The organism is Arthrobacter sp. Soil736 (assembly GCF_001428005.1).
Lineage (GTDB): Bacteria > Actinomycetota > Actinomycetes > Actinomycetales > Micrococcaceae > Arthrobacter.
The window spans coordinates 63,868-83,669 of sequence record NZ_LMSB01000074.1; the positions used below are offsets into that span (position 1 = coordinate 63,868).

Below are 19,802 nucleotides of genomic sequence, written 5' to 3' on the forward strand. Positions count from 1 at the left end.
CAAGGGGCCAATTAGACCCTACGATTACGAGCAGGACCCAATGTCGAAGAGACGACCCATGGCAAGGACAGCTGCGACTCCCCCGGTGAAGCACTTTGGGGAGACCCTTCGGGCCAGCAAACACAGTTTCCGGCTCATCAGGGACGAGTACGCGCTGCCCAACAAGACGAACTCGACCTGGGCTCCCCCGGAAATGTACACCGAAGAGCAGTGAGCGGCTCACAGTTGGATGTATGAGGACGAAGGCCACCGAATCCACTCGGATGACTTCTGCTCCCGGCAGCGCGAGGCAGCACTGGAGAACTTCGACCTGAACATGGCTTTCTTCAGGCAGCTTTCCGGTAAGGATTTCCTGGCGGCCCTGACCGAGATGCTCGGCAAGCATAAGAACCTGAAGCCTGTTACCGACTTGGCCGCTGTCGACGGCGTGGAGGGGGCCTACGTCATGGTCCTTGACCGGTACAAACAGGCCTACGTCGGTCAGGCATGGGACATCGGCGTTAGGATCAAGCGGCACTGGAGCGGGACCAAGCAGTTCGACCGCCTGATTTTCCCTGACAAGGAAACCTCCGTCCTGTCCATCGATTCCTTCCGTGCCCTGAACACGACACGCATTTTTGCGGCCAGGACCGGGCGGGGCTGGAACTGGAGCAGCGCCTCGTGAGTACCTTCCCGCCTGATTTCCTGCTCAACCGAGTCCCCGGCGGCACCAGGATCATGGGTGACAGATTTCTACCGACGGAAGTCAAGCGGAGGCAGCTGCTACCGAATGAGGTAGCGGGAGAATCCCAGGGTTTCAGCCGGCCCGAGGGCGACTGATGCCCAGCGTCCGCTATCTAACGCGCACGGGCTCGGACAATAACTGGTTTTCGGTCGGAATCGGCAAGATGTTTCCGAAATGCCCAGATTCTCGGACTCGATGCTCGGCAAGATCCCGAATCGGAAGGATATTGCCGATAACCCCTACCCTCGCCGCAGCCCGGACTTTGCGATGGAACGTAGGTATCCTAGCGCTGGGCCATCTGTGCCGCAGGAGCCGGTCTACTCCTGATTGCCGTACAGTCGCTGCACTTCCTGTTTCATGATCGGTGCGATGTCCCGCGGATGGGCCAGCTGGCGTTCCCTGGCATAAACCGCTCCCGTAACGGCGGCCCGCAATTCCTCCCAGGTGGAGAACTGCCCCGGGAGCCTGACGAACCAGCGGAACCCTCCCGGGCGCTGCTCCACTCCGGCATCGGCCAGATAGGAGTTCACCGCCTCGACTACGATCTGCCGGTCCTCCGCAGTAAAGGGCTCGCCGGATTTCGTGACGTTTCCGTCCTTGTCTTGCCTTGTCACGGCCACCGTCCTGGTGCTGTCGTCGGCCAGAGGTCCCCGGCGGAGGTTCTCCGGACCAGCGGCCCAGCCGATCAGGGCACCCCAGCCGTTCTCGTCGAGGTCGGACCAACCCTCATCCGGCCCGCCGGCAGGTACCGACTCCCACATAATGCCTCCTCTGGCCCGTTGTTATCAGGAAGTACAGGGAACCCGATACCCTGGGCGCCGCGCCGCGACTTCAGCGCCCCTTGACGGTTGCCTTTATGTTCTCAAGTGCGGCCAAGTCTTCAGCGTTGGGTTCGGTGCGGACGATGACGAGTGTCTGCAGCATGTGAACCAGGTCGACCGAGGTGATCGTGTAAGTGTCCGTGCTGACCACCGGATTTTTATCGGTATTCGCGCTGAAGACAGACGGGACGGTGTGGGCCTGGGGCGGCGGCAGCCACGGCCTACTCGGGGACGGCACAGGCAACGACTCCACCGTGCCGGTGCAGGTCACTGGCCTGACCGGCGTGCAGAACGTCACGACCACTTACGGCTCTGTATACGCGGTGAAGACCGATGGAACGGTCTGGGCTTGGGGCCTGAACGGCTTCTTTGGCCAGCTCGGGAACGGCACCACCACCACCGATTCCCTTGTGCCGGTCCAGGTAACGGGCCTGACCGGGGTCCATAACGTGGTCTCCGACTATTTCTCGGCGCACGCGGTGACGACTGATGGAACGGTGTGGGCTTGGGGCAGCAACGATTACGGCCAGCTCGGGACCGGCACCACCAACTTATCCACTGTGCCAGTCCAGGTAACGGGCCTGACCGGCGTCCAGAACATGACCACCGCCTACGAATCGGGATACGCGGTGAAGACCGATGGAAGCGTATGGGCCTGGGGTCTCAACGACCGCGGTCAGCTTGGCAACGGCACCACCACCGACTCCCTTGTGCCGGTCCAGGTCGGCTGAAGGGGTCGACCTGATGCGGGGCTGTGGGAGACTCGGTAGCCGAAACCAGCATGGCAAACCGTAAGCCGGTCACTTTCGGGGTATTCATACGTCGCGGCCCAGTGATCGGCTCGGCGCATCGGCGGTCCATGAACATATGGCCGGCAGGGCAACATCCCAGTTCCACTTCGGCGCATGGTCTCGACGACTAGGACAGCCCTGGTTGTGCGCTGATCAGCAAATGCTTCGTTAGCGAAGGAAATTCCATGCAAGAATATCCCCGCGCGGTCCACGGCCAGGAAAGTCGGCACGAGCATCCAGGATCACTGCCATACTCGCCATTTTCGCCTTATCCGTGCTTGGCGTGGGTGCCACGGCCGCCCCGGCAGGTGCGGTGCGCTCCGCGCCGTCGTGGAAAATTGAGGCCATCGTGTACGTCAATACCGATCTCACGTATACGGATACGGGCGGCGGGTCCCACCGACTGGTGGCCAGCCTGACTCCTGATGAGTTGACTACGGTGAAGGACAGCGTCAAACACGTTCGTGAACACCGACATTCCGTCTTGGAGCGGTGGCCGACAGAATCCCGCCGTGTCGATAAAGACGATTGACACGCCGCTGAGCGGTGCGACCCTCGTTGCTGATGGCTACGGCGGCTGGACTCCTTCACCCTGGTCAACCAAAGCAGACCAAGACCCGGGTTTTGATTCATACATTGTGCTGTCGCAGCCCTACGGCTGGGATTTCGGGACGAACTCCACGGACAACATCGCCCATGTAGGCGGTCTGACGTGGAACACGGGAACCGACCCCTTGTTCTCAGAGATCGAAGTGCCGGCGATAGACGCATACGGCCGCAACGTGTTCAAACACGAGTGGGGTCATGGAATCACGTCCGACTATGATGCGGCGGGCACGGCGCCGAAGCCGATGGTAGATAACCATCACCCGGAAGACTACGTCAATTGCCGGACGCACAAGCCGTACGTGCTCCAGGACGGCAGCGACGCTAACCCGATCCCGAACTCCATCTTCAACGACTCGTCCGGATTCACCCACGACTACTACTCCGGCCTCACGGCATTGAAGAGCAGCCCCACGCACTGCACCGGGATCACACGGGCCGCTTGGGCAAGCGGCGGACCGGTCACCAAGCGTTAGCTAGGCTGTCCGCTCCTTCCACTGAGAACGAAGTAACGCGCGATGTTGGGAAGGGCCGGAGTCATTGTCTGAGACGGGGCACCGGCCGTTTCCCAAAAGGGGGAATCAATACCAGCCTGCTGAATAAAGCCTGCTGAATAATTTGTGTTGTTATGAACCGCTCGACCATCGAGTCGGCGGGGCGGGTCCCGTCGTCATCGCTGAAGACCGGGCCGGCGGCGCCGGGGGTGTTCCCGGTGCAACGACGTGCGCCGTGAACAGGCTGCCCGTTCGCTCGGCGCCGAGCCTGACCTGGCCCCGCCGAGTCTCACGAACTCTGGCTTGGTGCTACGTGCCCTGAACCGGACGAAACCAGCCAATCACTGGCCAAAAGTGTCTCACCAAGTCTGTCTCACTCGTGCTGTCTCACAGATCCTCGAGGCAAAATGACACAACCCGGACGTAGCATCTGGGCATGGGACTTCTACTGGGGTACGTCAGGACATCGACCACCGACCAGCACGGGCAGATGCAGTTTGATGCGCTCATCGAGGCCGGCGTCAAAGAGGAGCACATCTACTTCGACCAGCTCTCCGGGACGAAGTCGGCTCGCGAACGACCTGCCCTGAGCAAGCTGCTCGGCTACGCCCGCGACGGGGACACGGTGCTCGTCTACAGGATCGACCGTTTGGGCCGGTCCCTGATCGACGTTCTGAACACGGTCGCGGAGATGCAGGAACGCGGCATCGGACTCAAATCCCTGATGGACGGGATCGACCCGAGCTCAGCGTCCGGACGCCTCCAGCTCGGTTTGTTCGCGACGCTGGCGGAGTACGAGCGCGAGCTCATCAACGAGCGGGTGCCTGCCGGCATCATGGCGGCCAAGGCACGCGGCGTCCGGTTCGGCCAGAAGCCGATCAACCAGGACACCGTGGAATCCAAGCTGGAAGTTGCCCGCCAGCTCCTGTCCAAGGGGAAGACGCCGGAGCGCGCTGCCGCCACGGTCGGTTGGTCCAGGGCCACCCTGTACCGATACCTGAAGAAGTACGGCACCGAGGTCCCGGAGCTGGATGAACGGCAGGTGGTGCTTGGCCGCGGCCGGTCCCAGCATGCAAACAGCAAGCCGTTGCCAGCCCGTGACTGAACGGTCGGCCACCTCCCGGGCACGTAGAATCGTCGGCATGAAAAAGGGACAGGGCGGTACCTCGCTAGGCGGCAGGATCATCAGCACGCGCAAGCCGGCACCGCGGGAAAAGACCGTCACCGTGCCCGAGCTGCGGTGCCGGCAAAGGCCAGCCCTGCTTCCGGGTCGTCTCCGGGAACATTCGAACGCTGCGCCGCTTGCACCGTTCCCCGGCGCCTGCGAAGAAGCCGACGACCCGGGTCGGCCACGTCCGGCAGGTGTACAAGGACGCCCAGGACCTGGGCCCGATCATCCCGGTCCACCCCACCCGGCTCCGCCTGGACCGGTCCCCGCGGCTTGCCCCCGGCCAGGTCTACGTGACGCGCACCGGAACGCTCTACCACTCGGCCTGGTGCACGGTCGTCGCCCACAAATGGGACAACGACCCCGACGGACTGATCCTCATCGCCGAAGACACAGTCGGCCGGCGTAAGGAGTGCACGGACTGCGAAGAACCGCTCACCAGCTGAAGCGCCACCAAGCCCGGCGTCTGCGCATGTTCCTGGGTAGAGACCAAGCAAAGGCGGACATCGTGCACAGTCCCGAAGGAGTGGGTGGACTGCGCCCACTGCGTCCCGGATAGTAGCGGCATGAACAGGGAGAAGCGCACGATGGCCTGGGTTGCCGCTGCCGTCGTCTGCATCGCCTTGCTGGTAGCGCTCGTGCCCGTCGGCGTCAGGTTGTACGAGGTCCACCAGCTGGCGTGGGACTGGACACTCACGCCGAAAGAAGTGCCGTCCAACGTCCAGTACGATGACCGCGAGTTCAACTGCGGGCAGGACGCCAGGCCACGTCCCGGGCGCACGCTGGACGGGCTGACCGTGCGCGGGAAAACCGCCGGCGGCGGCGACATCTACGCCGCCGAACCGCCGCCAGGGGAGAGCGTGGTTACCTCCGTTTCGATCCGCACCGCGGAGGGTGTCTTCACCTGCGACCTCATGGGTGGTCCCTAGCGCCCCGGATCTTCCGCCCGGTCCGCCCAACAGATAGTGTTGGGCTATGGAAAAGCAGCGGAAGGCCGTAGAGCAGACCGTGATCCTGAAAGGCGACGGCCGGGAGACGCCGGTCAAAATGCGGAACGGCGTCATCCTTCTCCCCAAGGGGTTCAAGGTCTCGCCCCGTCGTGCCGCACGCCGCGGCAAGGCGGCGGCTAAAACCGTCACGGTCAACCTGGCCGGCCTGAAAGACGCACCGGACTACGGCCCGAGGGCCGTCACGCAGCGTCTGGTGAACGCGCTCGGCAACAACGCCGTGGCGGCACTTCTCGGTGTTAACAAGGACAGGCCCGGCCGGTGGCTGTCCGGTCAGGATGCGCCGAACGAAGAGAACCGCGCACAGCTCGCCGACCTGGATGCCCTGGTGGGCCACCTGCACAGTGCGTTCACCCCGGCCCAGGCCAGGCTCTGGCTGGAAGGTCAGGACCCGCATCTGGGTGCCCGCCCCATCGACGTGTACCGGCTCGAAGGCGCAGCCCCGGTGATCGAAGCGATCCGGGCTTTCGAACAGGGAGCGTTCGCGTAGGTGGAGTTCTGGCGCGTACTCAACTGGCACCCGGACGCCTCCACCCCGGCAGACAACGGACACCCGCTCTACATCTGGCCGCGGCAGGGAGCCGGCAGGGTGGACGACCCGGACCACGAATACACCGTGCTCTACGTGGGCGACACGGCTGAAGGCGCCGCGGCGGAAGCCTTCGGCCGGTACCCCGTATGGACCTCCGACATCCTGGCCCCGCCGCCGGGGACACCTGCCGGTACGGTCAAGGCCCTCGTGAAGTACGAGGGGGATCCGGCCATCCTGGACCTGGATGACCCGGAGGTGCTGCAGGACTGGTCCCTGCGGCCCAGCAACGTCGTCTCCAGAGACAGGGCCTCCACCCAGCAGTGGGCGCGATCCATGTTTGAAACCGACGACTACGCCGGCCTCTCCTGGTGGTCCTTCTACGAGCCCCGCTGGGCCAGCTTCGGGCTATGGGACATTGCCGGGCTGACCTTGGCCGGCGACCCGGAACCGCTGACCGTGACCCATGATGCCGTTCAGGAAGCAGCAGCGCTCATCAGGCGCGTCATCACCTAGACCAGGCCACCTCACCGTCCCATCACTTGCAGGACGTCGAATATGGTGCGGAGCAGCGCCAACGCCAGGCTGCACGCCACGATCCACAGACCGGCGATCTGCGTACGGGGCGCGCTTTGCCATCCTCTTGCTGATTCATCTGAGACCGCCTCCAGCTAAAGCTCGTTCATTTCGGCCAGTTGCTTGTCATCGAAGTGCTCAGCAGCGTCCAAAAAGAACTCCGTGCTGCCAAGCGCCGCGGCGATGCCGGTTTCGAGCTTCTCGTAGCATCGGATGGAAAGGGTCCTGGGGGCCGACGCGTCGAGCACGAACAGCGGCGGTGACGTGTACGGCACGTGGAAGATCTTCGCCCAACCTAGGGTTCGGGCCACCTGCCCGATTTTGGCGCCACTCTCGGGATTGATCTGAACGAGATCAGCCAGAGGCAGAATATCAACGACTTCAGTTGTCCCTCGCGCGGTGACTACCCCACCTCCGACGATGTCCAATGCCATGAGCCCGCGCTGCCCCACTGTGAGGTTGACGACCTGGAGGAGAGGGATGGCCTCGGCGTCTTTCCGTAATGCCGCGACCTCGACGTTTTCGTAGTCTGGAGCCCGCTCTGCTTCGCCAGGAAACCTGACGATGTGTCGAGGGGCGTCAAGGCAAATCAAATATTGGGTGCCGGAACGCGTTCGAACTCGGAATGAACCTGACATTTGATCTAGTAATTCGTGCATATCCCAATTCTGACAGACGAATTGCTAAGAATGCATATAACGTCATGCATTGAGCGATCTCACTGGGACCGGTGTCGTGTTGGTATTAGTGCGGTACCGGTGTGGTGTTGGTATTAGTGTGGTGCTGGCGTTGATGCGGGACTGGTGCGGGACTGGTGCGGTACCGGTGTGGTACTGAAGTGGTGCGGTACCGGTGTGGTGTTGGTATTAGTGTGGTGCTGGCGTTGATGCGGGACTGGTGCGGGACCGGTGTGGTACTGAAGTGGTGTGGTATCGGTGCGGTCTGGCATTGATGCGGGGCTGGTGCGGGACCGGTGTGGTACTGAAGTGGTGTGGACCTAGAACGGTACCGGTGTGGTGCCGCTGTCATGCTAAAGCGGTGTGGCGTAGTTTCGGAAATGAACATACTGGATTTGCATAAGACGTCCCAAGGGGATGAGTCGAAGGAATCTTGAACTGTCGCGTCTATTCCGGCATTGCCGGAATCCTTTTCGCAGTCGTCTCGTGAACAACGCCGTCTTTGAGACATAATTCTTCAATTGAGAACTAATCGTGATTCGGCGGGCCGCAAGTTTCTCCCATGTGGGTCTCACTGTGAGTCGGGAGAAGAGTGATGTGAAACTTCACACTTCTGTGCCATTGCGCAACGGAAGTGTGATTGCATATTAGTGCCGCGCTCGCCACGAATATGTAATGGCAGGGAAACGCCGACCAAGGCCCCCGGCTGACTTCCCTGACGCAAGATACGCCGAGGTCATTGGTCGTGCTTAGATCCATTCCCCTGTTCTAGCTACCTCGAGGGAGCCACGAACGACGCTTGGTCGTCAACTCCCGTCCAAGACGGGGACGACAACGGACCCGTTCCGTGGTTTCAGAGCAGGTTCGCGATCAGGTCATCGACGTAGCTGATGCTGGCGCCCCTGAGCTTCTGTTGATCATCACGGGCGCCCGCGTGGTCGGCGAGACGGTCATGCTCGGGATGGCTCAGGACCTGGCACACGTACATAGTTGGGGGACCATCTCCGAGACCGCGACGGCTAGGGGAGTCGATGCGCCGGTTGGCAGAGGATCGATTCGGTGTCTCCCTCTCTGAGGGCTGGCAGGACGCCGGCATGGCTCTTCTCCGGCGCTTCCAGGCGAGCGGCGCCGGGCTTGTCATCACCGTCGACGAGATCCACGCAGGCGACCGTGACGAAGTGGCCAAGATCGGTGCCGCCATCCAAGCTAGAGCTTCGTTGACGAAGGCTTGCCGGCGCCCTGGTCTTGGCGGGGCTGCCTCGTGCAGTGTCCGAGCTTCTGGATAACGAGGCACCGCATTCCTGCGGCAAGCAGAACGGTTCGTCCTCCGCCATGTGACAGTGAGGGACGTCGAGAAGTCCGTCAGCAAACGTTGACCGCCGGCGGGTTCGACGCTCGGGTACCTTCCGCCAAGCAGAAGACGCCACTGGCGGTTATCCATACGTAGTCCAGCTTGTCGGATGGTTCCTGTGACACGAAGCCGAAGACGGCCTGGAGCTAACGCCGTCCATGGTGGCCCGGCAACTGAGTCGGGCCCGCAAACGGAATGCCCGCACAATGCTGTCCTCGCCCTAATGGCGACGTCCGACGTCGGCCGCACCCTCAAGAAGATCAAGAACTTCCCGGAGCTGCTGGAGCTCACGCCCCCGAGACCATTCTCGAATCCACGCCGAGTGGACACCAACGACGACTTTGGGCGCGAGCTAAAGCCGGCACTACACCTTCGTCGGCGACGCTAGCCGCCCCCGAGTAACCGGGCGCTTCTGAAAGAGGCCACGAACCGCCCGTACCCTGTACAACGGCCTCCACCCCTGTTCCGCACGCGATCGGGGCCCTCCTGGAGATGGCGGACGAGGGGTGGGATGTGTTCCCCTCTTCACTCCCGATCTCGGCCAGCCCCGGTTGCGTCCCGGGAAAGCTGGCGCCATCGATCAGCAATTCGGTCCGAGGGCGGTGAACCGGCTCATCCTCACCCACGACAAGACCATGGTCCAAGGGGACGTGCTGATCGATGACGAGGGCATCATCACCGGCGCCGCGGTGCCGTCGTGGCAGCACCTGATCCATGACCAGTTCCACAACCGGTCCGTCACCGGAGTGCCCCGGATGTCCGACTGGCGGGAATGGCGGGGGCACGTCTACCCACTGCTGGACCGCGTCCCCGTCTAACCCGGCACCTTCGAAGGGGCCGCACTGCTTCCCGGGTGCGGTCCCTTCTTGCGTTCGATGCGCGTCAGGCCATGATTCACTGAAGCAGCGCATGAACGAGGGGACGCCCGGTGGCGAGAAACGTATGGATCTGGATTTGTCTGGGTGCGGTGGTGGTGACCGCCGGCGCCATCATCCAGATCGTCGCCGACTCCAAAGAGCCAACGTCAATCCGTTCCAAGACCGTCGTGGTTGAGTTCCGAGCGGGCGGCAACGCCCTGCACTCCAACGTGTCTTGGACCTCACCGGACGGCACGAGAACGTATGCCGGTGAGCTGCCGCTGATGAACACCAAAGGAACTCAGGGAGTGGCCTATGAGATGCCCCCACGCTGACTTGGGGTCGATTTCATGCACGCCCCCGGCGTTCCTTGTTGGTATCTTCGTTAATGGCCTCGGCGCGACTGAGCCAGCCGAGCGCCGGCTCTCTGCGGAGAGATCGTATGGCTTTCGGTGAGGCAACAACCAGCAACGCGACAGGCAAATCGGCAGTGACCAAATGCTGAAATGTAGCCACTGCCTGAACCATTTCGGGCGCAAGCCGATTGTTCTGACTTTGAATGACTAGATAGCCGCGCTCCGGCAGGCGGTAGTCCCGCCGAAGGTCCTCGACGGACAGATCGATGATCTGCCATCCTGCATCCCCCGCGATTCGTCTGGCCGTCTCCAAGATTCGCCTGAATCCTGGTTGGTCTGAAGCTGAAGCCAATGTAATCTGCTCGGGGCCATGCCCCGAGTTTTTCAAGGTGTACGAAAGGCCCTCTGCCCACTCACCCGCTGTCATGTCCGCCGTCATGCCCCCACCATAACGCCGTGCTGAGAGGCTGCCGTGTGGGCTTATCCGCGTTGTGCGATGAGCATATTCTCATGGATCCTTGTCCAGCCTGCAGACTCCAGATCGTCGGTATCGAATCCGTCCGCGACGAGGACAGCGGAGCCCACACGTTGAGCCTGACGATCTCACCTCTTGTAACTGAGCTCGAGCATCCGGCTGTCGTCAGGGACAAGTTGGCCTCCGGTACGACAATGACGCATGCGGGGCCGTTGTCTTTCGCTGCGAAGTACTTCACGCCATCCTTGACCGCCAGTAGGCGTGCATTGTCCGCGTTGACACCCGAGTGATCTCCCAGGGTAATGGCTTCCGGTACTTTGTCGTCAGCGGTGGTCGGGCTGTCCAATGCCTTGAGTTCCGACGTCGTGGTGCACCCGCCGAGCAGGAGGGCTACACCGAGCGCGGCTGTTATCAGCGGTGGAATGGTGGGGCGATTGATGGCACTACCCCCTCAGGCTCTTATTCGGACGGCTATCCGGTTAGAAACTATTGCGTAGACTACCGGCAAAAGTTGCGTCAGGTGCGCGAGTACTGCGGCATCGGCGGCCTGGTCCCAAGGAGAGGTGCGAGAGAGGTCACCGCGATCAGAGCGCTCTGAATCTCCGGCGATGAGACCCAGCATCACGCCTGGGGTCGTGTAACCCAGCACGTTCAGCGCGATGAAGGCTGCCACAACGAGCACGATGAAGGCGACGAGACAATGCTGAACGGTTCCATGCACCCTATGTGTGGGGCATGGACCAGAACGCTCCCCGGTCAGGTTCGGGCGTTGTACTGCTCGAGCAGAGGGGTCAGGGCGGCCAGGGTGTCGCCGGCCATCTCCGGCGCCAGGTCCAGCTAAGCTCATGCCATGAGCAATGAAACCCGTCAGTGGAGTAGTAATGGATACCACGTCTGCTCGCATATTGGCTGCACCAAGAAAGTGGACACGAGCATCACGGACCATGACTGCTGTGGCAAGTCCCGTCACAACGCGGACCACAACTAGCCGTCCTACCGGGGCCATCCAAACCTGTCATAGTCACCTGCAGCCAGCAGCATTATCATGGCCGCTTCCCCACGGTCCTGACCTGTCCACTTACTGATATGCGTGCCCGGGTTGCTTACGGAAGGCTAACGCAGTCACTGCAGGCCGCTAAGGCAGTGCGTCCACGATCCGGTTGGTTTCCACGCTCAGAACTTCGAAATCAGCATCAGGCTTCTTGTTCAGGGCGCGCTCGCGCCCGCATATCATCAACTGTCCAACGAGCACGTGCTTTCAGTTGCGGACTTTCAATACATTGCCCTCGAATCCTCCATAGTTCCTCGCGATCGTGTGTCGACTGTCGCGCGGGGACTCATGCATGGATATAACGGTGATTTTTCGAGCGCCATGCACGTCCTAACCCTCAGGTCGAGCACCTCAATTCGCCACGCGTTACGGGAAGCCGGCGTCAGCACCAGCACAATTGACGCGACTGGAGTGGAAAACGAAATCAGGCTAACGGCACTCATGCAGATGGAGCAGCCGTCGATGTCCTAGGAGAAAATCTGGCGTACGAGATTAGAGCACTTTTCTGTGGACCAGTGGGCCCCGAACATCCGTAACCTAGCTGCCCACGGTCTAATCGATGACGCTGCCCACAACACCGCGGAAGTCTTCTATGCATGGTGGTTTGTCCTGCGCTTACTTTTATGCCCCCTACTGGAACCGTCTCCGGGCAGGCAATAGTCGTCACCCCAGCAGGCGTCCGGTCAGCCGACACATGAGCCGCAGTTCCAGACAGGCCCACCCCAGAGCAGCAGCTAGGGCAGGTTCCCACTCGTGGCCCCCCAGACCCGCCAGGCGTGACGCTGGGAGTGGATTGCACTGGACGACGACGTAGACATGATAATTGAGCTACGCCAGGTGTAATCTCCTGTGATTCGAGGCCAAGTGGCGGGGTACACGGTGGGCTGGTTGTCGGCAGCCCCGCGTGAGGTGTGTGATTGGAGGCCGGCCGCGACGACATCGACGTGGAAGTAGGTGACAACCCCGGCGCGGCTGCAGGTTGCCCAGGCCCGCGGGTCCGGCGCCTGAGCCCCCCGCTTCCTACTCGCGCTTGTACATAACGCGTGCAAGGTACTCGCTGCTGTCCGGAGCCTCCTGACGTTCTCTCAGGTAGGACCGAATGGTCACAGCCGTCCTGCTGTGTCCCAACTGTTGGGCCGCTTGGTCGATTGACACCGTTTCTGCGATGAAAGTGCCGACTGAGCGCCGAAAAGTGTGGGGTGTGACGGTTTCTATTGGTGACGACTGGCGATGTTCCTGTTTCCTCCCCTTGGCAACATCTTCATCAGGAATGTCATATGCGATCTGCAGCTCCTGCCTGACCGCGCGCCATCGGCGACGGAAGTTCTGGGGCTGCATCCATTTGCCACCACGCGCGGGGAATACCGCCCGGTTGGAATTGTTGCGCCTTTCGTTGGCTCTCCGGGCGCGCAGCATAGCCGCAACTTCCGGGCTGATGCGAAGGTCAAGGATCTTTTTACCTGTCTTTAGGTAATCATGACGCAACATAGGTTCGCCCTTTTCCCAACCTACTTTTCCGTTGATCTGTACCCAATAGGAGCCGTCGTCCAATTCGTCGATCCACACGTCATCCCACCTGAGCGCAAGGAGTTCTGAGATCCGCACCCCCGTGGCGAGAAGCAATTCCACGCCGTCGGGGATGTCGAGGTTTTGCGGCGGTCCCGGCCGCTTTGCCTTCATCTGCGCCTCTCCGTGCTGGCGCACTGCAGAAAGAACTTCGGCCATGTCCTCTTTTTCGATTATTTGGACCGGCTTCTTCCGCGGCTTGGGGAGGTAGGCCACTTGCCTCACCGGGTTACCCGGGATAAGACCCAGACCGGCGGTCCACTCCATGATGTTGGAAAGAACCGCACGGTTATGTTCTGCTTTTGCATAGTATCGGCCTCCGCTCACGATGCCATGCAGAAAATTGGCACACGTCTTGATGTCAACGTCGGTCAGCTTCAAGGCCCCGAGAGAGGGCACGATGTCAGCCCTGGCCATACGTGCATACTCATAGGCGGTGCTAACCCGCAGCCCTTTGCCGCCTGCCTCAATGTATGAGATCCAGTTCTCAACGACGTCAGCGAAGAGTACCTCCGACACTTGGTCACGCCCCGACGCCCTGTCGAGTTCCGCCGCGTGCTTGGTTGCGTCCTCCGCAGCCATTGTTTGAAAGGCGGCGAGAAGGGCGTCCTCGGCCTTACGTGCAGTGGTGCCGGTACGAAAACGCTGGAGGAGCTTCCCGTCCAAAGTCTTGTATCGGCCGTTGGCCTTGTAGCGGCCATCCTGCTGTCTCTTTGCAGGTGGAATTGTTCCCCATGACCCGCGTCGCGTCTGGTGATTGGCCACTATGCCGCCCTCGGCATCACTCGCTGGGCAGCCAACCACTCAGCCAGATCCTCGATCGCGTAGACGACGGCGCCGTCCAGTTGGCGATAGTACGGCGGTCCCTTCCGCTGGGCTGCCCAGTTGGCCAGGGTTCCGGGAGAGCGGCGCAAGTATGCCGCCGCTTCCTCTCGTGTCATCAATTCCGACGGCATCCACGAAGGGCCGTTTGCTACTACGTCTGCTGTGTTCACAAAAAGTCCTATGCGCCCCGAAGGCCGAGAGCAGTCACTTTGCGCACGAACCAGGGAATAACACTTTGCGTAACACTTTGAGCGTGAACAAGCGTGAAGCGGATGTGACCATGCGTGAGACCCCGTGAACCAGGATCCGCGTAACCGTGGGCCAGAGAAGGATTTCGTGAGTACGCATGAACCGGCGTTATCCGCAGTTCGCATCGAAGAGGTCAGGGGTTCGAATCCCCTTAGCTCCACGAATGTGGTGAGTCGAGACATCCTTTACGGATGTGTCGGGTCATCGTTGACACCCCGGTCTTCGGACCGGGGTGTTTTTCTTTGTCTGGGTTGGTAGTCCCGGGTGGGGTCGATGGTGAGTTCCCGGATGATCTCTCCGGTGGCTGTGTCGCTGATGGTGACGTCGGTGTCGTGGATGAGCATCAGGACGTGTTTGCCGGCCGCAGACTTAAGCCCGCAGGCGCGCAAGATTGCCGACGATGTAGCGAAGGCGGGAAACTGCTAGCTGGGATCTACCGCGCGGCGCGGGCGGCGGCGTCCAGGGCTGCCTTTGCTTTGGCTATCGCCTGGCGGGCTCGTGCCGGGCAATGATTCAACTGGGGCAAGAGTGACGGCAGAGGGATCAGGCGGCGAGAGGGCAAGCGGATCCGGCCCGCGCGCTAACCGGTGACGGCAAAGAAGCCGCAGACCGGCCTGGCCTACGGCTTCCTTGGCGGAACGGCTTCTCAGCTGGTGGTGAAGCCCATCTGTTCCGGTTTTGGGTGGGTTGTCAGCGAAGGCGCCGAAGACTTCTTCGCGGATCGGACCGGTGGCGAGGGTGTTCAACATGTTGGCGGCGAAGCCTTCGTCCTGGCGGGCCAGGGCCAGCAGGATGTGTTCGGCGCTGATGTAGTTGCTGCCGAGGACGAGGGCTTCATGCCAGGCGAGTTCGAGCGCCCGCTTGGCATGCGGCGTGAACGGAACGTGCCCGTCGAAATTGGTGGCTCCTTGGCCGCCGCCGAGGACCAGTTGGCGGACGTTGTCGTGGCGGACGTTCAGGGATGCCAGGACGCGGGTCGCCAGCACGGGGCCTGAGGCGGCGTTGCCGTCGCGGGTCAGGGCGAGCAGGAGATGCTCGGTGCCGATGTAGTGGTGGTTGAGTGCCCGGGCTTCTTCCTGGGCGAGGATGATGACGCGGCGGGCCTGGTCGTTGTAGCGGTCAAACACTGGTGGCTTCTTTCTCGGACGCGTCGACGATGTCGGCGTGGGTTTCCGCGAGGCGGGACATCATCCTGACGTGGGTGTATTCGACGGACCGGCCGAGGACGACGTCGCGGCCGCGGGAATCTTTGCCGCGCAGTTCGATCACGTCGGGAACCAGGATGCGAATCTGAACGCTGCTTGGGGAGCAGGGCGCAGTAGTCGTTGGTGGCGATGCCGTCGGCGCGGGGATCAGGTGTGTGGCTCATGTCCCTCATGTGTGCGGAACGGGCCGGCGCCCTCACCGGAATCGGAGCCGCAGTTGGCGAACTTGATCACTCGCCGTCAGAGCATTGACAGCCCGGTCGGCGCCGGAGCACCCTAGTGCCTGTCGGGCTGGGGCGCCTCAGGATCAATGACGATCGGGGACCCCAATGATTACTGTCCGGTTCGTGTACATCACTGGCATCAAGAGGCGCCTGTTCCATAACGCCCGGCTGTCGGGCACATGGAACAGTTGGGGCGATATACCGATGCGGGAGATCACCGCCGAGGACGGCTGCCCTGCTTTCGAACTCCCCGTGAACTTCGACGACGGTCTGGCCGGCCAGGAGATCCGGTGGGGCGTCCGCCTGGACGGACCTTCGGGAGTGAACCAGTGGGGCATCGTCACAGAGGACCCGGACGTGGGTGTGATCAGGCCGGAACGCCACACGATCCTGCCGGAGGCCGGGGGACAGTCCACAGCACGCTACCACCTGACGCTCAGTCGGTTCCTTGGAGCCCAGAAGCTCTACCAGGGCGGCGAGGAGCGCATCAGGTTCGCGGTGTGGGCGCCGAACGCCAAAAAAGTTGAGGTTGTCTTCGGGAAGAAGGATAACGGCTACATCGCCGACGACGGGACGGGCATTGACCCGAACCAGCCTGCCGTAGCCCTCCATGACATCGGTGGAGGCATCTGGGCCAGCGTTCCGCAGCCGGACTTCCAGTCGTTCGTGGGCTTGCCCTACATGTACCGCATCCAAAACGCGCAGGGCGCTACGCGAATGCGAACCGACATCCACTCCCGATGGCAGATCGGACGCGGGGACGTCGACCCGCAGCACTCTCCGTGGGACGGCCATCCGGCCACCTTGGACGGCAGTGTCAGCTGCAGTGTCGTCATTGACCAGGACGTGGTGCGGAAAGAATTCGAGCCGACCACGACCCCGCCGACGCAGATCACGGACGAGGAGTTCTGGTTCAGCGAGTTCACATCGGGGAAGCCGGTGCCGTCACGGCTCACAGAGCTCGTGATCTACGAACTCCACATCGGCTCCCTGGGCTACGTCCCGCCGAACGCGGGCAACGTGCAAGTGGCTGGCAACCTGCAGGATGCCATGGATTTCATCCCTCATCTGGTGTCCCTGGGTGTCAACGCTGTCGAGTTGCTGCCGGTGTCCGAATTCGGCGGAACGCGCGCGTGGGGGTATGGGAACACGCACCACTTCGTCATCGAATCCAGCGCCGGTGGCCGCGATAAGTACAAGCACTTCATACGCGAATGCCATCGCAACGGGATCGCCGTTATCCAGGACGTCGTCTACAACCACTTCGACACCAGCCGGCAGGCGCGCGCCGAAGAGCTGTACGATTCGGACGCGCCTGAGCAGGACATCTACTTCTGGTACGAGGGCCGGTCTACCGACTACAGCCACCCAAGAAATGGGTACTTGCAGAACGGGTCATCGGGACGCACTCCGCGTCTGTGGGAAGAGAACGTGCGGCAACTCTTCACCAGCAGCGCGGCTGAGTTCGCGGAGGAATTCCACATCGACGGCTTCCGCGTTGACCTCACCGAGGCCATCCACCGCGACCACTGGCACGAACCGGACGGGGCACCGGTCGGCGCCCCGAGGCCGTTCGGCCACAAGCTATTGCGGGAGTGGAGCCGCACACTAAACCTCATCAGGCCCAGCGCCATGCGAATTGCCGAGGATCACTCAGGGTGGTCGGCGATCACAGAGCCGACGGATTCGACCGGCATGGGCTTCAACGCGGCTTGGTTCTCGGATCTGTACCACGACCTGATCGGAGACGCGTCCAATCAGGCGGGCAGGGCGCGGGTGCTGCACCGTGCGGGGTTCGGAGGTGATGATCCGGTGCCGTTGAGTCAGCTTTCCGGGTCACTCGCAGCGACCTCGGGGGCGCGCGTCGTTTACCACGAGTGCCATGATGAGGTGGGGAATGACGGCGGCACCATGCGCACGATCCGGGTGGCTGTCAATGATGCCGCCCTGTACGGACCGACGCGGGACGCTGCGGAGGCGCGCACAAGAGTAGCCGCAGGGATTAGCGTCCTGTCGGCCGGTACGCCAATGTTTTTCATGGGCGAGGAGATCGGCGCAGGGGAACCTTTCCTGATCGGGGACATTCTCAAACACCGGGTAGACATCCTGGGTGAACGCCACCGGTCGGGAGCGAACCTCTTCCGCTACTACCAAGACTTGATCAGGCTCCGCCGTTCCAGCCGGGGACTCCGATCGCGAAACATCGACATCATTCATGCGTCCAACGAGAACCGGGTCATCGCCTTCACCAGAAACGACGGCACGACCCGTGAGCTGGTCGTCGCATCCCTGAACAACCGGCCCTTCGATGACGGGTACACGATTCAGAGCTCAACGGAGCGGCTATCTCCCGGCGCATGGCAGGAGGTCTTCAACAGTGACTCGAGGTTCTATGGAGGATCCGACGTTGGTAACGTCGGTGCCACGCTGCCCAGCCAGGACGGGCGGATTTCGATGCAGTTGCCGGCCAATGGCCTCATCGTCCTCCGCAGGATATGACGCCGGCTGATTCTTTGGGCGGTCTGCACGAATGTGCGCGGAACGACAGCTCGACGACCTCAAGATCCGCCGCGCATTGTCCATCGCGCAGAACATCCGGTTCATGAGGTACAAGGTCGAATTCCACCTGGAACCGTGAGGCTGCCAGGGGTCGAAGCAGGCCGGCATTCGCACTGGTCCTTTCGTCGCTGGGTCAATAGGATGGCCGCATTCCCTACCCGGTGATCGGTACCGCGGCCACACTAGCGGCGCGGTGAACCTGCATGAAGGGCGGTCACAGATATGCAAGCCGCGGACATACGCGAGCTCTTTCCTGGACTCAAAGACACCATTTACCTCAACACGGCCAGCATGAACGTCGGCTGCGCCCCCGCAAGGCAGGCCTACGAACGAGCGGTCGAGCGCTGGTCCGCCGGCCGGTTCGACTGGATGGAAGCCGAGCGAGCAGGGGAGGACGCCCGCGCCATGTTCGCGGAGATTGTTGGTGCCACGGCCGGGGAGATCGCCATCGTTCCGGCCGTGAGCACAGCGGCGGGGATTGTGGCGGCCAACCTGCCGCCCGCGAAGCGCGGCGAGAATATCGTGGTCGCCGAGAACGAATTCGCCTCGAACTACTATCCCTGGCTCCTGCTCCGGGAGCGCGGCTACCAGGTCCGCACCGTGGCGCCGGCTGGGAACGGCGTGACGGCCGAGACGTTTAGCCAAGCCGACGGCGGGACCCGCCTGATAGCCGTGAGCGCCGTGCATTCGGCCAACGGGTACCGGGCCGACCTGGCAGCGCTAAGCCGGGTTGCTGCCAGTTCCGGCGCCTGGTTCTTCGTCGACGCCTGCCAGGCGGCCGGCGCGGTGCCGCTTGATGTGGTGCGCGACGGCGTGGATTTCCTGGCCGCCGCCAGCCACAAGTTCCTTCTCGGCTCAAGGGGCATGGGCTACCTCTATGTCCGCCGCGAGCTGCTCGACCGTCTCCAACCCATCGTTCCTGGCTGGAAGGCCGCCCGGAATCCGGCCGAGAGCTTCTACGGACCCGCCATGGACCTGTCGCCCACGGCATCGAAGCTGGACGCCTCCCTGGCGTGGTTTCCTGCCCTGGCCGATCAGTCGGCGCTCGGCATCTTCCGCCGGTTCGGAATCAGTGCGCTTCTCGAACGCAATGCCCGGCTGGCCCTACGCCTGCAGGGCGCGCTGTCGGCGGAGAGATCCACCTTCCACCCATTCCCTGACCAGCAGCGCTCTACCATCGTCTCCGTCCCCGTGAGCGACACCGAAGCGGTAATGGCCCGGTTGAGCCAAGCCAACGTAGTGGCTTCGGTCCGTGCCGGCAGGATTCGACTGGCGGCACATTTCTACAATCAGGAGGAGGAACTCGATCGCGTGGCCGAGCTGATAGGACGCGCGTGAGAGGCGGGAGCGGCAGTAATTCTGCGCTCCGCGGTGAGCGGCCTCAACCTCGGGTACCCATCAGGACCGGCCCCGTTCGCTGCGCCAGCCGAACATCCAGCCGTACTCATGCCGCACCGCCAGATAGTAGTCGGGCTTGATGGGCTGCCAGGGCGGCCGCCGGGGTCCGGTGCCCGGCCCCGGGCGGCCGCCGGGGTCCGGTGCCCGGCCCTGGCATTGGGACGTTTGCGGTTGTACCAGGCCTCGATGTAGTCCATGACCCCGGTTCTAGACACGCACAGGTTTATCAGGGCTTGTGCCTACATCGTTAAATCCGGTGCGGCCTTACCTAACGGCGGAACCTCTTAATTGAT

The 19,802-nt window shown here is 62.3% G+C and carries 23 protein-coding genes; 13 read left to right on the forward strand and 10 right to left on the reverse strand.

Translation table 11 applies throughout. The annotated features are described in order from the left end of the window. Nucleotides 1–58 precede the first annotated feature (58 nt). Together ASG92_RS28850 and ASG92_RS26495 are read left to right on the forward strand one after the other, a co-directional pair. Nucleotides 59–214, forward strand: coding sequence for a hypothetical protein (locus ASG92_RS28850; protein WP_157372509.1), 156 nt, complete (start codon nt 59–61; stop codon nt 212–214). Between the two features lie 15 nt (nt 215–229). Further along, on the forward strand, nt 230–664 hold the full coding sequence (locus tag ASG92_RS26495) for a GIY-YIG nuclease family protein (protein WP_056635919.1): 435 nt from the start codon (nt 230–232) through the stop codon (nt 662–664). A gap of 377 nt (nt 665–1,041) precedes the next feature. On the opposite strand, the gene ASG92_RS26500 is transcribed toward ASG92_RS26495, so the two are convergent. After that, nucleotides 1,042–1,485, reverse strand: a complete 444-nt coding sequence (locus ASG92_RS26500) for a DUF5956 family protein (protein ID WP_056635922.1) — start codon at nt 1,483–1,485, stop codon at nt 1,042–1,044. Nucleotides 1,486–1,679: 194 nt separating this feature from the next. Between ASG92_RS26500 and ASG92_RS26505 the strand changes: the two genes are divergently transcribed. From ASG92_RS26505 to ASG92_RS26535, 7 genes are all read left to right on the forward strand, one after another. Continuing rightward, nucleotides 1,680–2,276, forward strand: coding sequence for a hypothetical protein (locus tag ASG92_RS26505; protein ID WP_056635926.1), 597 nt, complete (start codon nt 1,680–1,682; stop codon nt 2,274–2,276). A 524-nt stretch (nt 2,277–2,800) separates the two neighbouring features. Next, complete coding sequence (locus ASG92_RS26510) at nt 2,801–3,418, forward strand: hypothetical protein (RefSeq protein WP_157372510.1); 618 nt, start codon at nt 2,801–2,803, stop codon at nt 3,416–3,418. Nucleotides 3,419–3,872: 454 nt separating this feature from the next. Further along, nucleotides 3,873–4,541 carry a recombinase family protein gene (locus tag ASG92_RS26515; RefSeq protein ID WP_056635934.1) on the forward strand — a complete coding sequence of 223 codons (669 nt, stop codon included), beginning with the start codon at nt 3,873–3,875 and terminating at the stop codon, nt 4,539–4,541. Nucleotides 4,542–4,738: 197 nt separating this feature from the next. Beyond that, nucleotides 4,739–5,050, forward strand: a complete 312-nt coding sequence (locus ASG92_RS26520) for a hypothetical protein (protein ID WP_157372511.1) — start codon at nt 4,739–4,741, stop codon at nt 5,048–5,050. 120 nt (nt 5,051–5,170) lie between these two features. Next, nucleotides 5,171–5,533, forward strand: coding sequence for a hypothetical protein (locus ASG92_RS26525; protein ID WP_056635940.1), 363 nt, complete (start codon nt 5,171–5,173; stop codon nt 5,531–5,533). A gap of 46 nt (nt 5,534–5,579) precedes the next feature. Continuing rightward, nucleotides 5,580–6,101: a hypothetical protein gene (locus ASG92_RS26530; protein WP_056635943.1), complete on the forward strand. Its 522-nt coding sequence runs from the start codon at nt 5,580–5,582 to the stop codon at nt 6,099–6,101. Next, the gene (locus ASG92_RS26535; RefSeq protein WP_056635946.1) at nt 6,102–6,656 is read left to right on the forward strand and encodes an RES domain-containing protein; all 555 of its coding nucleotides are present in this window, start codon (nt 6,102–6,104) and stop codon (nt 6,654–6,656) included. It begins immediately after the preceding gene. Between the two features lie 155 nt (nt 6,657–6,811). On the opposite strand, the gene ASG92_RS26540 is transcribed toward ASG92_RS26535, so the two are convergent. The 3 genes from ASG92_RS26540 to ASG92_RS29420 form a co-directional block, all read right to left on the reverse strand. After that, complete coding sequence (locus tag ASG92_RS26540) at nt 6,812–7,375, reverse strand: hypothetical protein (RefSeq protein ID WP_157372512.1); 564 nt, start codon at nt 7,373–7,375, stop codon at nt 6,812–6,814. A gap of 871 nt (nt 7,376–8,246) precedes the next feature. After that, entirely contained in the window at nt 8,247–8,375 is a 129-nt protein-coding gene (locus ASG92_RS30380; protein ID WP_277310856.1) for a hypothetical protein, read from the reverse strand. 37 nt (nt 8,376–8,412) lie between these two features. Next, nucleotides 8,413–8,598, reverse strand: coding sequence for a hypothetical protein (locus ASG92_RS29420; RefSeq protein ID WP_157372513.1), 186 nt, complete (start codon nt 8,596–8,598; stop codon nt 8,413–8,415). Nucleotides 8,599–9,250: 652 nt separating this feature from the next. Here ASG92_RS29420 and ASG92_RS29425 point away from each other — a divergent pair. Together ASG92_RS29425 and ASG92_RS26555 are read left to right on the forward strand one after the other, a co-directional pair. Next, entirely contained in the window at nt 9,251–9,562 is a 312-nt protein-coding gene (locus tag ASG92_RS29425) for a hypothetical protein (protein WP_056635954.1), read from the forward strand. A gap of 110 nt (nt 9,563–9,672) precedes the next feature. Then, nucleotides 9,673–9,936, forward strand: a complete 264-nt coding sequence (locus tag ASG92_RS26555; RefSeq protein ID WP_157372514.1) for a hypothetical protein — start codon at nt 9,673–9,675, stop codon at nt 9,934–9,936. A 13-nt stretch (nt 9,937–9,949) separates the two neighbouring features. Here ASG92_RS26555 and ASG92_RS26560 read toward each other — a convergent pair whose 3' ends face one another. The 6 genes from ASG92_RS26560 to ASG92_RS28870 all read right to left on the reverse strand — a co-directional run bounded on the left by ASG92_RS26560 (nt 9,950) and on the right by ASG92_RS28870 (nt 15,392). Beyond that, nucleotides 9,950–10,396 carry a hypothetical protein gene (locus ASG92_RS26560; RefSeq protein ID WP_056635959.1) on the reverse strand — a complete coding sequence of 149 codons (447 nt, stop codon included), beginning with the start codon at nt 10,394–10,396 and terminating at the stop codon, nt 9,950–9,952. 2,107 nt (nt 10,397–12,503) lie between these two features. Next, entirely contained in the window at nt 12,504–13,814 is a 1,311-nt protein-coding gene (locus ASG92_RS26570; protein WP_157372515.1) for a tyrosine-type recombinase/integrase, read from the reverse strand. After that, nucleotides 13,814–13,990 carry a helix-turn-helix domain-containing protein gene (locus ASG92_RS28865; RefSeq protein WP_200952104.1) on the reverse strand — a complete coding sequence of 59 codons (177 nt, stop codon included), beginning with the start codon at nt 13,988–13,990 and terminating at the stop codon, nt 13,814–13,816. The genes ASG92_RS26570 and ASG92_RS28865 overlap by 1 nt, the downstream gene beginning before the upstream one ends. Before the next feature lie 318 nt (nt 13,991–14,308). After that, complete coding sequence (locus ASG92_RS27950) at nt 14,309–14,467, reverse strand: hypothetical protein (protein WP_240987329.1); 159 nt, start codon at nt 14,465–14,467, stop codon at nt 14,309–14,311. Nucleotides 14,468–14,545: 78 nt separating this feature from the next. Next, complete coding sequence (locus ASG92_RS26575) at nt 14,546–15,250, reverse strand: Clp protease N-terminal domain-containing protein (RefSeq protein WP_056635967.1); 705 nt, start codon at nt 15,248–15,250, stop codon at nt 14,546–14,548. Further along, nucleotides 15,243–15,392, reverse strand: coding sequence for a hypothetical protein (locus ASG92_RS28870; RefSeq protein ID WP_157372516.1), 150 nt, complete (start codon nt 15,390–15,392; stop codon nt 15,243–15,245). Before ASG92_RS28870 ends, ASG92_RS26575 begins: the two co-directional genes overlap by 8 nt. 265 nt (nt 15,393–15,657) lie before the next feature. Here ASG92_RS28870 and ASG92_RS26580 point away from each other — a divergent pair, with 265 nt between their 5' ends. Continuing rightward, the gene (locus ASG92_RS26580) at nt 15,658–18,051 is read left to right on the forward strand and encodes an alpha-amylase family glycosyl hydrolase (RefSeq protein ID WP_056635971.1); all 2,394 of its coding nucleotides are present in this window, start codon (nt 15,658–15,660) and stop codon (nt 18,049–18,051) included. A 282-nt stretch (nt 18,052–18,333) separates the two neighbouring features. Next, nucleotides 18,334–19,449, forward strand: coding sequence for an aminotransferase class V-fold PLP-dependent enzyme (locus ASG92_RS26585; protein WP_056635973.1), 1,116 nt, complete (start codon nt 18,334–18,336; stop codon nt 19,447–19,449). Nucleotides 19,450–19,802 lie beyond the last annotated feature (353 nt).